At 43.5% G+C, this 13,617-nt stretch carries 15 protein-coding genes; 10 read left to right on the top strand and 5 right to left on the bottom strand.

What is annotated here, in order from left to right; all coding sequences use genetic code 11:
* Positions 1 to 51 precede the first annotated feature (51 nt).
* Positions 52 to 924: a DMT family transporter gene (locus AC3WJC_RS17065; protein ID WP_492400321.1), complete on the top strand. Its 873-nt coding sequence runs from the start codon at positions 52 to 54 to the stop codon at positions 922 to 924.
* On the opposite strand, the gene AC3WJC_RS17060 is transcribed toward AC3WJC_RS17065, so the two are convergent.
* The gene (locus tag AC3WJC_RS17060; protein WP_492400320.1) at positions 907 to 1,206 is read right to left on the bottom strand and encodes a DUF2752 domain-containing protein; all 300 of its coding nucleotides are present in this window, start codon (positions 1,204 to 1,206) and stop codon (positions 907 to 909) included. The genes AC3WJC_RS17065 and AC3WJC_RS17060 overlap by 18 nt on opposite strands.
* The gene (locus AC3WJC_RS17055) at positions 1,199 to 1,606 is read right to left on the bottom strand and encodes a DUF4199 domain-containing protein (RefSeq protein WP_492400319.1); all 408 of its coding nucleotides are present in this window, start codon (positions 1,604 to 1,606) and stop codon (positions 1,199 to 1,201) included. The genes AC3WJC_RS17060 and AC3WJC_RS17055 overlap by 8 nt, the downstream gene beginning before the upstream one ends.
* 156 nt (positions 1,607 to 1,762) lie before the next feature.
* Between AC3WJC_RS17055 and mfd the strand changes: the two genes are divergently transcribed.
* Positions 1,763 to 5,116: a transcription-repair coupling factor gene (gene mfd / locus AC3WJC_RS17050; protein WP_492400318.1), complete on the top strand. Its 3,354-nt coding sequence runs from the start codon at positions 1,763 to 1,765 to the stop codon at positions 5,114 to 5,116.
* Positions 5,117 to 5,318: 202 nt separating this feature from the next.
* Here mfd and AC3WJC_RS17045 read toward each other — a convergent pair whose 3' ends face one another.
* Genes AC3WJC_RS17045 through AC3WJC_RS17035 form a run of 3 tightly spaced genes read right to left on the bottom strand, consistent with a single transcriptional unit; the run spans position 5,319 to position 8,337 of the window.
* Positions 5,319 to 5,792: a gliding motility lipoprotein GldH gene (locus tag AC3WJC_RS17045; protein ID WP_492400317.1), complete on the bottom strand. Its 474-nt coding sequence runs from the start codon at positions 5,790 to 5,792 to the stop codon at positions 5,319 to 5,321.
* Complete coding sequence (locus AC3WJC_RS17040) at positions 5,789 to 7,186, bottom strand: PSP1 domain-containing protein (protein ID WP_492400316.1); 1,398 nt, start codon at positions 7,184 to 7,186, stop codon at positions 5,789 to 5,791. The genes AC3WJC_RS17045 and AC3WJC_RS17040 overlap by 4 nt, the downstream gene beginning before the upstream one ends.
* Positions 7,187 to 7,188: 2 nt before the next feature.
* Complete coding sequence (locus AC3WJC_RS17035; protein ID WP_492400315.1) at positions 7,189 to 8,337, bottom strand: DNA polymerase III subunit; 1,149 nt, start codon at positions 8,335 to 8,337, stop codon at positions 7,189 to 7,191.
* Between the two features lie 96 nt (positions 8,338 to 8,433).
* Between AC3WJC_RS17035 and ruvX the strand changes: the two genes are divergently transcribed.
* The 8 genes from ruvX (at position 8,434) to AC3WJC_RS16995 (ending at position 13,594) form a co-directional block, all read left to right on the top strand.
* The gene (gene ruvX / locus AC3WJC_RS17030; RefSeq protein ID WP_492400314.1) at positions 8,434 to 8,844 is read left to right on the top strand and encodes a Holliday junction resolvase RuvX; all 411 of its coding nucleotides are present in this window, start codon (positions 8,434 to 8,436) and stop codon (positions 8,842 to 8,844) included.
* Between the two features lie 31 nt (positions 8,845 to 8,875).
* Positions 8,876 to 9,313, top strand: coding sequence for a GxxExxY protein (locus tag AC3WJC_RS17025; protein WP_492400313.1), 438 nt, complete (start codon positions 8,876 to 8,878; stop codon positions 9,311 to 9,313).
* Between the two features lie 10 nt (positions 9,314 to 9,323).
* Entirely contained in the window at positions 9,324 to 9,965 is a 642-nt protein-coding gene (locus AC3WJC_RS17020) for an O-methyltransferase (protein ID WP_492400312.1), read from the top strand.
* Between the two features lie 2 nt (positions 9,966 to 9,967).
* Positions 9,968 to 10,498 carry a glycoside hydrolase family 73 protein gene (locus tag AC3WJC_RS17015; protein WP_492400311.1) on the top strand — a complete coding sequence of 177 codons (531 nt, stop codon included), beginning with the start codon at positions 9,968 to 9,970 and terminating at the stop codon, positions 10,496 to 10,498.
* Between the two features lie 50 nt (positions 10,499 to 10,548).
* Complete coding sequence (locus AC3WJC_RS17010) at positions 10,549 to 11,382, top strand: glucosaminidase domain-containing protein (RefSeq protein ID WP_492400310.1); 834 nt, start codon at positions 10,549 to 10,551, stop codon at positions 11,380 to 11,382.
* Positions 11,383 to 11,447: 65 nt separating this feature from the next.
* Positions 11,448 to 12,191, top strand: a complete 744-nt coding sequence (locus AC3WJC_RS17005) for a peptidase associated/transthyretin-like domain-containing protein (protein WP_492400309.1) — start codon at positions 11,448 to 11,450, stop codon at positions 12,189 to 12,191.
* Positions 12,188 to 12,511, top strand: coding sequence for a hypothetical protein (locus AC3WJC_RS17000; protein ID WP_492400308.1), 324 nt, complete (start codon positions 12,188 to 12,190; stop codon positions 12,509 to 12,511). The genes AC3WJC_RS17005 and AC3WJC_RS17000 overlap by 4 nt, the downstream gene beginning before the upstream one ends.
* A gap of 57 nt (positions 12,512 to 12,568) precedes the next feature.
* Positions 12,569 to 13,594, top strand: coding sequence for a DUF3078 domain-containing protein (locus AC3WJC_RS16995; RefSeq protein ID WP_492400307.1), 1,026 nt, complete (start codon positions 12,569 to 12,571; stop codon positions 13,592 to 13,594).
* The last annotated feature ends 23 nt before the right edge of the window (positions 13,595 to 13,617 follow it).

The following is a 13,617-nucleotide window of genomic DNA, read 5'->3' as shown; positions in this document are numbered from 1 at the left end:
ATTATCGTATTTTACCCTGCCGATAATAAAGATGTGCCCGGTAATACTGCTATGTTTAAAAATCTTCTGCCCGGCTTACTGTTTTCTGTCCTGTGGTCAACCGGCGCAATAGCGGTTAAGTTCGGCCTCCCATCTGCCGACGGGCTTTTGCTGGCAAGCATTCGTTTTATAGGTACGGGCATTGTGTTCGCCCCGGTTTTTCTCTCCTTAAAAAAGTACCGGTTTTGGCCGCAACGTAATGAGTGGAAAAGTATCGTGATCTATGGGTTTCTAAACACTACCCTATGCCTGGGTTCTTTCTTTGCTGCGCAACGGTATGCTTCAGCAGGTATCAGTACATTGTTTATCGCCGTTACCCCGCTGCTTATCGCTCTATTTTCAACGTTGATATTAAAACGGAGGCTGGGCCGGTTTGAAATTATTGGCATGCTGATCGGCCTAGTTGGTCTTTCCGTTTCATCATCCGGGGCATTCCTCAAAGCTTCCATTCAGCCGTTGGGTGTTGCGATGCTGGTTATTTATATCGTGGCTTACTCATTAAGCAGCGTTTACTTTTCTACGGTTAACATATCGCTGTCAAACGCGGTATTTAATGTTTGGCAGGTGTTTATTGGTGGGTTGCTGTTGTTGCCTTTTTGCCCTTTGTTTGATGCCGATCACATCAGGCATGTTGATGGCCGTTTATTCATAGCATTGCTGTGGATGATCGTTATACTCTCCTTTGTAGCTAATCAGCTTTGGCTATACCTGGTTAAACGCGATACCGTTTCGGCAGCTACCTGGCTTTACCTAACGCCCGTATTCGGTTATGTATTGGGTTATATTATATTGGGCGAGGGTATAACGGTTTATGAAATAGCCGGGGCCATACTGGTGATCATTGGTTTGGCCGTATCAAAAAAGCAACTAAACAAAGCGGTTTGAGTTGGTTAGCCTATCGCGGGTAAGCATAAATATCCGCCATAAAATAATACCTAACGCAGGTATACCAAACCAATGCGCGTGAAATGAATTACCGATGTTACCCCTGAAAAGCCATGAAATAGAATGGCCCAGGCCGCAGCCCGGGCACCAGGTTATCCCCGCCATTTTTAACGGGCATAAGCTAAAATGTGTTTCGGCAGCGGGGTTGGTTATTGCAAGCGCAATAATGGCCACCACCCAAAATATTAATTCAAAGTATTTAGCGAATAATGTTTTAATCAATTTTTTCGGACCTGGTTGCGTATAGTAAAGATACACCAAATGCACTTATTACACCAACCAGTAAAGCACCGAACATACGGCCCGAAAATTCCTCGAAATTATTGCCGCTTGATATATAATTAATGAAAACAATAGCAGCAAACACGGCTAAAACACCACCAAAAATTAATATTTTAAAGCTTTGCACCAGGGCTTCTAAAAAACCCATATTGCCGTTAAGGTAATTATCGCGGTAATCCTTAATGGCTATAAGCAGACCAATGATCGGTATCAATGCCGAAATATATTCAAAAGGGGATGCCTTTGAATCTTCAAGGTTATAACCGGTTTTGTACATAATAAACAACCAAAGGCCGCTAAAAATACCAATAACCACTCCGGATAGTAATGCGTTTTTCATGTTATAATTTATAAAAGTTAGGTTAAATGTTTAATTAATGCTTTTTGGCATAGTGCATTTAATAAAGCGCGTTTAACTGTGTTTTGTTTGAACTTTATGTTAGTTTTTGGGTTATGATAAATAAAAGAGGCAGTTTTAAGTATATTTGCGGCAGTTTTGGATATTCGTGATATTTTAGAGCGTTACAAGGCTGATAAGCGGGTAACGGCATTGGCTTCGGCAATTAATGCTAAAAAAAATCCACGCGTACAATTGCGTGGTTTGGTTGGCTCGGGCGATGCCGCCATTGCGGTAGCTTTGTATTTTTTACAGCACAGGCACATGATATTTGTGCTGCCTGAACGTGAGGATGCCGCTTATTTTCAGGCTGACCTGGAAAGCCTAACCGGTAAAGAAGTACTGCTTTTTCCATCATCATACCGCAAACCATTTGAGTTTACCCAGCCCGACAGCAGCAATGTACTGGCACGTGCCGAGGTGCTGAATGAGTTAAACCATTCGTCAGAATATGGCAGGCTGATCGTTACCTATCCCGAGGCCCTGGCTGAAAAAGTGATAGACCGTTCCGCACTCGAAAAAAATACGCTTGAAATGAGCGTGGGCAGCAGCCTCAGCATTGATTTTATTACCGAGTTTTTAGTAGAGTATGATTTTGAACGGGTTGAGTTTGTTTACGAGCCGGGCCAGTTTTCGGTACGCGGCGGTATAGTTGATATTTTCTCCTTCTCGCATAACCTGCCTTACCGGGTGGAGTTTTTTGGCGATTATGTAGAGTCAATCCGCACGTTCGAGATAGAGAGCCAGCTTTCGGCAGAACAGGTTAAAAGCATTACCATTGTACCTAACGTACAATCAAAGTTCCTGACGGAGAACAATATTTCGCTGCTGGAGTATGTTGAACCCAATTCGCAGATCTGGATAAAGGATGTACAGTTTACCCTGGATATTATAAAAACTGGGCACAAAAAAGCAACTGAGCTTTGGAAAGCGCTATCATTTGAAGATAAACAGCAAAATCCGGATTGGATAGACCCCAAATTCAGCTTTACAGATGAAAAGATGATCGGCGATCAGATGCGTGATTTTGCCGTGATCGAGTTTGGGAAGCAGTTTTTTTACGAGGCTGATGAGCAGTTGCATTTTGAAATGCGCCCGCAGCCATCATTCAATAAGGATTTTAGCTTACTCATCCATAATCTTAAAAACAACGAGGCCGATAAGATAGAGAACTTTATTGTTACCGACTCGCCTAAGCAGATAGAGCGCTTATATGCCATACTGGATGACCTGGACAAGACCATTAAGTTCACGCCCATCAACACCGCGTTACGCGAAGGATTTGTTGACCATGAGCAAAAGATAGCCTGCTATACCGATCACCAGATATTTGACCGTTATTACAAATACAAACTCAAAAAAAGCTACCAGCGCTCGCAAGCTATAACACTAAAAGACCTGCGCGAACTCAAGCCGGGCGATTATGTAACCCATATTGACCACGGTATAGGCAAATACGCCGGGCTCGAAAAGGTAGAGGTTAATGGCAAAACACAAGAGATGATCAGGCTGATTTATGCCGACAACGATCTGCTTTATGTGAATATCAACTCGCTTAACCGTATCTCTAAATACAGCGGCAAAGAGGGGCATCAGCCTAAAATGAATAAACTGGGTACCGATACCTGGGAACGGCTGAAGAAAACAACAAAAAAAAAAGTTAAGGACATAGCCCGCGACCTGATCAAGCTTTACGCGGTACGTAAGGCGCAAACGGGTAATGCCTTCTCACCCGATAGCTACCTGCAAACCGAGTTGGAAGCTTCCTTTTTATACGAAGATACTCCTGACCAGGAAAAAGCCACGCTCGATTTCAAAAAGGACATGGAATCGCCGCACCCGATGGACCGCCTGATTTGCGGTGATGTGGGTTTTGGTAAAACTGAGGTGGCCGTCCGTGCTGCGTTTAAGGCTGTTGCCGATAGCAAGCAGGTAGCCATATTGGTACCCACGACCATTTTAGCGGCGCAGCATTATAAAACCTTTAGCGACCGCTTAAAAGGCTTCCCATGCAATATTGATTATGTTAACCGCTTTAAAAGCAGTAAACAGATCAAAGACACCCTGGAAAAGCTAAAGGATGGTAAGGTTGACATCATCATCGGCACGCACCGTTTAGTAAGCAAGGATGTTAAGTTTAAGGATCTGGGCCTGATGATCATTGATGAGGAGCAGAAGTTCGGCGTATCAACCAAAGAGAAGCTGAAACAAATGCGCGCCAATGTAGATACGCTTACCTTAACGGCTACGCCTATACCGCGTACGCTGCACTTCTCGCTGATGGGCGCTCGCGATTTGTCTATCATATCAACCCCGCCGCCAAACCGCCAGCCGGTAGTTACCGAACTGCATGTGTTTAATGATAAGCTGATAAAAGAAGCCGTAGAATTTGAGCTGGAACGCGGCGGACAGGTGTTTTTTATACATAACCGCGTAAATGATCTGCCGCAATTGGGCGGCCTGATACGTAAACTGGTTCCTCATGCCCGCATAGGTATTGCTCATGGGCAGTTGGATGGCGACGCGCTGGAAGATGTAATGATGAAGTTTGTTAGCGCCGAGTATGATGTGCTGGTAGCAACCACCATTATTGAGGCCGGTTTGGATATCCCGAACGCCAATACCATCATTATTAACCATGCCCACATGTTTGGCCTGAGCGATTTGCACCAGATGCGCGGCCGCGTAGGGCGAAGCAACAAAAAGGCGTATTGCTATTTGCTGAGTCCGCCACTGTCAACTCTCACAAGCGAGGCCCGTAAGCGCCTAAGTGCTATTGAGGAGTTCAGCGACCTGGGCAGCGGCTTTAACGTAGCTATGCGTGATTTAGATATACGCGGTAGCGGTAACCTGCTGGGTGCAGAGCAAAGCGGTTTTATTGCCGAGATTGGTTTTGAAATGTACCATAAGATATTGGACGAAGCCATACAGGAACTTAAAGACGATGAATTTAAGGAAGTATTCCCTGAAGAAAAGCCCCGCGCCTTTATATCATTTACCCAGATAGATACTGACCAGGAGATATTGATCCCGAATGAGTACGTAACCAATCTGTCTGAAAGGTATAACCTGTATACGGAGCTCTCTAAACTTGAGAATGAAACGGAGCTGATGGCCTTTGAACAACAGCTTACCGACCGTTTTGGACCTGTACCGCCACAGGTTAATGATCTGCTGAATACCATGCGCCTGCAATGGCTGGGTAAAGCCATTGGTTTTGAAAAGATTTCGCTTAAAAAGAATATCCTGCGTGGTTACTTCATTACCAATCAGCAATCGGCCTACTTTGAAACAGATGCCTTTAGGAGGGTGCTTACCTTTGTACAGGGCAACCCGCGCCGTACCAATCTTAAAGAAGTGAAAAATACGCTGCGTTTAAGCATTGACAGCGTAAGCACGATTGACGAGGCGGTTGAGTTATTGAGTGAGATTGCTGGAGTAATAGAGGTATAAGCGTCATTGCGAGGTACGAAGCAAACTCTTTAAGATATTCCATAAGATACGTCGCTTTAGAGATTGCTTCGTACCTCGCAATGACGAGTTCTTTTATTTGTCAACTCCGAACGTTAGTGAAGAGATCTGTACGCGTTCATAACGAAGCGGCGTACGCTCCTCGTGAATCATTTGGAATGACAATCTTTTAACTGATTAAAATCTACTTCGCTTTCTCCACACAAAGCCCCGCATCACTTACTTCACGTAGCGGGTTATCGCGCATATTTTGTTCTATTTCGATATGATAAACGCCCTTTTCGGGGAATTTGTAGCCTTTGCGTAGCACAAAGCGGTAACTATACAGGTTGCCTGAACCGGCACCCAGCCACTCGCCGTCGGGCTTGGCCAGTTTAAACTCATACCGGGTGGACTGCGCTTTTTTACCATGCCCTGCCCGGCGGAATATGATGAATATATTGGAGTACTTATAATCGCCGGTAACACGTAGGTTTAAGTATATATTATACAAAGGTGTGGCATCATCTATGTTTAAATCATACTTTAACGGGTCGGTGTAAGCCCAGTTATGGTTTGGTATAGCCTTGTTTTCGTCAAGTATGGTACCCGGATCGGCACACGCCGAAACAACCGAGGCTATAACTGTAAGTAATATAAAAGCTCTCAGGTTTTTCACTGCTCTCTGCCCGGTTGTTGATTGTTTTGGTTGCCACTAGGGCGATGCCTGTGCCGCCTGTTGTTATTACCGCTTCTGCCGCTGCCGCCTTCAGTTTTAGCAGGCGGGTTATTGCCTTGGCCTTGCTGCTGGTTGTTTGGCTGCTGTTGCGGCCTGCCGTTTTGCGGTTTATTTTGTTGCGCCCGCTGCTGGCCTTGCTGTTGAGGCTTTGCTTGCTGTGGCTGGGCATCATTACTTGCTCCGGCGGATTTGCCCTTGCTGCGGTTTCTGCTATTTTTATTGTTGTTATTGTTCTTTCTTTTAGCACGCTCGTCAAGGCGGGTCAGGCTATCCTGCCCAACCACATTATCGTAATCAAGCGCTTTTTCAGGCTGAGTTTCTATCGCTGCCTTTTCAGCAATATCATCAGGATAAATTCCCTCTTTATTCAATTTTTGGATCTCTTTAACAAGGGCTATGTCCAGCGGGATCCATGATTCGGCATTGGGATAGCTAAACCACATCAGCTTTTTAAAAATATCTGTTTTTTGCAAACGGGCATCGCCTACTTTGGTCTTTAAAATATATACGTCATCAGGTATATGCTTTAAAGCATCCATATAAGTATCCAGCTCGTAGTTAAGGCAGCACTTAAGCTTACCGCACTGCCCGGCCAGTTTAAGGGTGTTAAGTGATAGGTTTTGATAACGCGCCGCCGCGGTTGATACCGTTTTAAAATCAGTAAGCCAGGTTGAGCAGCACAATTCGCGCCCGCACGAGCCGATGCCGCCTAAACGGCTGGCTTCCTGCCGCATACCTATCTGCCTCATCTCAATACGTATGCGGAATGACTCGGCCATCTTTTTGATCAGTTCCCTAAAGTCAACCCGGCCATCGGCAGTATAATAAAACGTAGCCTTGGTTTTATCCCCCTGATAATCTACATCGCTTATTTTCATGTTCAGGTTCAGATCCAGCGCCAGTTTGCGCGAGCGGTGCATGGTTTCCCACTCCATATCCTTGGCGGCCTTCCATTTGTCCACATCGGCAATGGTTGCTTTGCGGTATATCTTTTTAACCACATCGGCTTCCTTAACATGGCGCTTTACCATTTGCATGCGCACCAGTTCGCCGGTTAGCGATACGTGGCCAATATCATAGCCCCCGGTGGTGGTTTCAACCGCTACCAGTTCACCCGCTTCCAGGTAAATGTTATCCGCATTTTTGTAGAATTCCTTTCGCGATCCCTTGAATTTTACTTCGATGATAGGAAAAGGCTTATAATTTGCCGGCATGCCCATGTGCGACAGCCAGTCGTAAACATCTAATTTGCTGCAACCATTAGTAAGGCATGAGCCGTTACTTTTGCAGCCCGCAGGTGTACAACCACCTGATGAGCAACTTCCGCATCCCATAATTATTTCGGTATATATTGTGTTCGCCCCTGGCGAATCGTTTTGTAATGTAATATTGTTATAATCTGCAAAGATACATCTAAAAATAAAATTTTAGGATTGGCATTCCGTTCCACATGGTAATGTGCCGTTTCCAGCTCATTGCTTATGGCTTCGGTTGCCTCAATGCTCATCACTTTAATCATTTTTTGCGCCGTGTCCAGTTCGCTTTCCGGTAAATGCACCAGGTTTGGCGCACCGGCCAGCAGCAGGCAACACTCGCGTATAAAGTTAATGCCGTAACGTAAAAAGTTCTTTTGGTTTTCACGCCCCAGTTTTGCCAACTGGTCAACAAAGGCTACGGCCTCGATCCCCTTATTGCTGTAACACATACGCAGCCACTGTATAAACTGGTGATGGTAATTACTGCTATCGTGTTGTAGCATAGCCAGTGCTTCGGCCATATTGCCGTTACTCAGGTAAGCTATTTCGGCAGCCGTACGCTCGGGCTGGCCACGCTCATTCAGCAGGTAGGTCTTTATATCATTATACTCCAGCGGTGGTACTTTTACCAGTTGCGTTCGCGAGAGTATGGTATTCAGTATCTGATCCTGATTTTGAGCCACCAGCAAAAACAGGGTATTGGGCTGCGGCTCCTCTATTATTTTCAGCAAGGCGTTACCTTCTTTATCCAGATACTCAGGCAACCATAGTATCAGTATCTTATACTCGGACTCAAAAGGTTTTAAGCTGAGTTTTTTAATGATCTGGTGGCACTCGGCTATATTGATGTTGGCTTGTTTGTTATCCGCATCAAGATAACCACGCCAGGCATCCAAACTTAAATAAGGCTGATTGCCAAATGCCTCGCGCCATTGCTCAATAAAGGTAATGGCGGTATCATCCTTATGCTTGGCAAAAAACGGATAGGAGAAATGCAGATCCGGATGCATCAGCTTTTGATACTTTCGGCATGAGGCGCAAACGCCGCACGAGTCGCCGGCCTGTTTATCTTCGCAACAAAGGTATTGCGCGTAAGCAACGGCAAGCGCCAAACTGCCCGACCCTTCCGGGCCTAAAAATAATTGCGCATGGCTTACCCGGTTCTCGTTCACCGAGTTAATTAAACGCTGCTTTATAGCATGCTGCCCTACAATTTCACTGAACCGCATTGGTGCAAGATAGTGAATTGATATGAGTATTGATACAGCCGATTTTTGACAAGGAGTTATATAACTTACCTTTGGCCAAACTTATTTAACAACAGCATGAGGTTAATGGCATTTGATTATGGTACCAAGCGTATAGGCATAGCGGTTACTGATCCATTACAGATCATAGCAACCGGGCTGGAAACCATACACCCCATGCACATTATCGATTACCTTAAAAAATACCTCCAAACCGAACAGGTGGAACGTTTTATTGTAGGCGAACCCAAGCAGATGGATAACACCCCATCACAATCGGCCATACATGTAAAAGGCTTTGTTAACCTGCTGAAAAAAACATTTCCTGAAATACCTATCGAAATGCTCGACGAGCGCTTTACCTCAAAAATGGCTTCAGCCGTAATAGCCCAAAGCGGCATGGGCAAAAAAGCCCGGCAAAATAAAGAATTGGTGGATACGGTGTCGGCGGTGATACTGTTGCAAAGTTGGTTAGACCGTAGATTTTAGTGTGATTTTTTAATTTAGTTGATTTTTGATAATGAGTGATATTACTAAAAGCGCTTACAAACATTCGGAGATAACCGGGAAAATTATTGGCTGTGCAATGAAAGTGCATAGTACTTTGGGTAACGGCTTTCAGGAGGTTATATACCAAAGATGCCTGGCTATTGAGATGAATAAACAAAATATTGTTTTTGCCCGTGAAATGGAGATGCCTATATATTATGATAACATTGAAGTGGGTACACGCCGCGTAGATTTTTTTGTGGAAGAAAAGATAATGGTTGAGCTTAAAGCTGTAAGCAAACTGGATGATGTGCATTTAGCTCAAGCCATAAATTACCTTGAAGCCTACAATATGGAAACCGGCTTACTAATAAATTTTGGCTCGCGCAGCCTTGAATTTAAACGCGTTACCAACGAATATAAAATTGCGAAGAAGCAAGGCATCAACGAAATCAAAAAGTCACACTAAATCAACCGTTATGGACATTTTAGATAAAGACCTGCAAACCTACCTCGAAACCCACACCGACCCGGAGCCGGAGGCTTTGAAAAAAATAAACCGCAACACACATTTAAGGGTGTTAAAACCCAATATGCTGAGCGGGCATTATCAGGGCAGGCTATTAAGTATGCTGAGCAAAATGATGCAGCCAAAGCTGATTATTGAGATAGGTACCTACACCGGCTATTCGGCTATTTGTTTGGCAGAGGGGCTTGCTGATGACGGCGTTTTGCATACCATTGAGGTAAACCGGGAAATGGAGGAATTAATAAATTCACATCTGAAACTCACAAATGTGGAGAAAAAAATCAATGTCCATTTTGGGGCTGCAGAGCTTATAATAGCCGATTCGGATTGGCAAAACATTGATATTGTGTTTATTGATGCCGATAAGAAAAATAATTTTACTTACTTTGAGTTATTAATTGATAAAGTTAAATCCGGAGGATTGCTAATTATTGATAACGTTTTGTGGAAAGGAAAGGTGTATGATGAGCATCAAACTGATGCCGACACACAAGCGTTCCGCAAACTAAATGAGCAGATAGCTGTTGATACGAGGGTTGAAAAATTAATTCTGCCTGTACGTGATGGCCTTTTGCTCATCAGAAAAAAGTAATTATGAAGAAACTCTTATTTGTTACACTGTTCTCAATTTTCTCAATTGCGTCATTCGCGCAAAACACTTCACAATCTTACATAGAACAGTTCAAAGATAATGCCATAAGCATTATGCACGAAACAGGCATACCTGCCAGTATAATTATGGCCGTAGCCATGCACGAATCAGGTAATGGTAACTCCACCATCGCTAAAAAACTGAACAATCAGTTCGGAATAAAGGGCAGTACCCGTACTGTTTATTATAAAAAGAAACGTAAAGTACGCACCAGCTATAAAAAGTACGATTCTGTTCTTGAATCATTTAATGATTTTGCCCGCGTGCTTACCCAACGCAAACAATTCAGCCACCTGGGCGACAAATTTACCCAGTACGATTACAAAGGCTGGGCAAAAGGCATACAACGCAGCGGTTATTGCAGCAGCAAAAAATGGTCGTCGCAAGTTGTAGGCATCATTAAAAGATATGGCCTGCACGAGCTTGACAGCATACCTGAGCCTAAACAATTGGCCCAAATCACCGAAAAATAAAAAATACTTTAATTTTGGCGCTATCGTTTAGCCATTACTAAAGTACCCGTATGCGTAAATTCCTTCTTTTACTTATAGTTGCCGTTGTGGCATTGTCCTCATGCTCGTCTCGTAAAAAAGGCATCAGCAACAGGCAGGCCCGTAAAAACAATAAAAGCATCCAAAAGGCTAATAAGGATGCCATAGCTAATTACAGCAGCTACACGCCACAGCAATATATAGAAAGGTTTAAAGCCATCGCCATTGCCGAAATGAACTTATATGGCATACCGGCAAGCGTTACCCTGGCACAGGGCATGTTTGAATCGGGCAATGGTAACGGCGAATTGGCTAAGATAGCTAACAATCACTTCGGCATAAAATGTACGGGCGACTGGCCCGGCAAGAGTTATTACAAGGATGATGATAACTCGAATGATTGCTTCAGGGTATACAACAATCCTGAAGATTCCTTTCGCGATCACTCTGAATTTCTGAAAAAGAAACGTTACGCCAAATTATTCGAACTTGAAAAAAACGATTATGAGGGCTGGGCGTATGGTTTAAAGGCGGCAGGTTATGCCACAAACCCACGTTATCCGCAATTGCTTATCAGCGTAATTAAACGTTACAATCTCGATCAGTTTGACCGCCCGGAAACCGACTTACAGAAAATTAAGCGCGAGGACAGGGTATTGGCCGATATTAATAACAATATAAACCAAAGCACAACAGATTCTGTAGCTAAAGACACCCCGGTTGATAAAACCTACGTGGTTAAACAGGGCGATACGCTGTTTAACATTTCCAAACGTTTTTCGCTAACTGTCGACCAGCTTAAAACATTGAACAACATTACAGATGATGGCATAAAAATTGGCCAGAAACTTATAGTTATTCCGTAACTTACTGTTAATATCTGTTAAAAATGCGTGCTCATGCTTTACAAATGGTTAGTTTTAAAACTATAATGAAATTATGGTTTTTAATACTGCCTTTGTTTGTGGCCATGAATGTTTGCGCGCAGGATAAAAAGGTAGAAGGTATTGTGTACGATAAGGGAATAAATGACCGTATTGCCAGGGTGAACATTCGTAACCTTAGTAGTGGGCAAGCTATATTTAATAATCTTAAAGGTGAATTTAGTATAGATGTAGCTATTGGCGACCGTTTGGTTTTTTCAAAGGAAGGCTACTTTAATGATACCGTTAAAATTACCGACAAAAAATCGTTAGCTGTAAACTTAAAAACCACGGGCATACAGCTAAAAGAGGTAAGCATTAATGGTAAAATGATTAGTCCGGAAAAATGGATGGCGGCCACCAGGCGCGATTATACTCGCTTGTATGGCCCCTCAGCTAATCCTGACCTGCTGACTACGTCTCCGTATGGCGGCGGGGCAGGCATTGGTATTGATGCCTTGTACAATGCCCTTAGCCGCAGCGGGCGCAATGCCGAACGGCTCAGGGACGTTATTGAGCGCGATTATCAGCAAAACGTGATAGACTACCGGTTTAACCCTACTTATGTTGGCAATGTAACCGGGTTAAAAGATGATCAGCTTACTGATTTTATGCAGAAATACCGCCCCGGCTATTACCTGGTTACCACCGCGAGTGATTATGAATTTGCCAAGTATGTTCGTACCAGTTTTAAACGATACATGCGTAATCCCGGTAATTTTACCATTACGCCTCTTGAACCGGCTAAATGAAATACCCGGTAATAGTTATCCGTTCCATGCGTGTGGCGGGCATGGCTTTGTACCCCTTTATATTGGTTAACCGTAAGGATGCTGTTGATGATAGTGTACTGCTTAACCATGAGCGTATACACCTTAAACAGCAGCAGGAAATGCTCATCATCTTCTTTTACATCGCTTACCTGTTTAATTATTTTTTTAATTTGATCAGGTACAAAAATCATCATAAAGCCTATTTAAATATTGTATTTGAACGTGAGGCGTATAAAAACGAGCGAAACTCCGTTTACTTAAAAACCCGCCGTTTATGGCAGTGGCGTTTCTATTTATAAACAAATAACTAAATTTGGCCCAAACTGCATTTTTGCGGTCCAATTAAATAGCGATCTATGATAAAAAAAGTACCTGCACTTATTATCATCTGTTTGTGCTTATGCCTTTCAACGGCTGTGTTTGCACAAACCGATAGTATAAAAACTGATAGCGCTAAAGTTGATACGTTTAAGGTTGATACCAACCTGCTGAATAAATACCGTATTGAGCCGCGTAAAAATGCATTACCCTTACGCATCAGGCCAATACAACTCCAGGCTGAATACATTGATGTAAAAATGCCCGACTATGAAATCAGGCGCTGGCGTAAATGGCTTACCGTTGCTATTAACTTTAATCAATCAGCCTTTAGTAGTAACTGGAGCGCCGGGGGTGTAAGTGCTGTAGCCGTAGGTACCAATATTATTTATCGTACTGAATACAATAAATCGCCTTTTCTTTACACGGCTGAAGTCAACTTTTTATACGGCCGTTCAAAAAATAAGGGGCAGGGTGCACGTAAAACCAATGACCGTATTTTTATTGATAACAAGCTATCAACCAAATTATCGCAAAACTGGTATTTATTCGGATCATTAAGTTTTGAATCGCAGATAGATAAAGGCTTTCAATATCCTGACCCTAATCCGCCTGTTTTGATCTCCAAATTCCTGTCGCCGGGTTATATAACCGAATCCTTTGGTTTGGAGTATAAGCCATCGCGGTTTTTTGACCTGCGGATAGGTACCGGTACAGCCCGTCAAACTTTAGTACTCGATACAACCATTTATCGCACACAACCCGGCAACTACGGCGTGCCTATAGGCAAAACTATACGTAATGAACTCGCTTTTCAGGCTATAGCCATGTTTGATAAGGATATTATGCAAAACCTGCACCTTAACTGGCGTTATGCTTTGTTTATACCTTATGGCAGGCCAATAGCATATACCAACCATAGGTTAGATTTAACTTTACTGGCACGGGTTAATAAGCTTATCAACGTAACTATAAATGGTACAGCTTTGTATAATAAAGATACCTCGCCGGATGTACAGGCGACAGAGGGCCTTGCGCTGGGTATTTTGTACAAATTCCCGTAACTACAGGCTAATATTAAGCCACA

It is taken from the genome of Mucilaginibacter sp. FW306-07-L, from assembly GCF_058782065.1.
Note: the sequence above shows the minus strand (reverse complement) of the source record. Positions and strands in the feature narration are given on the sequence as shown.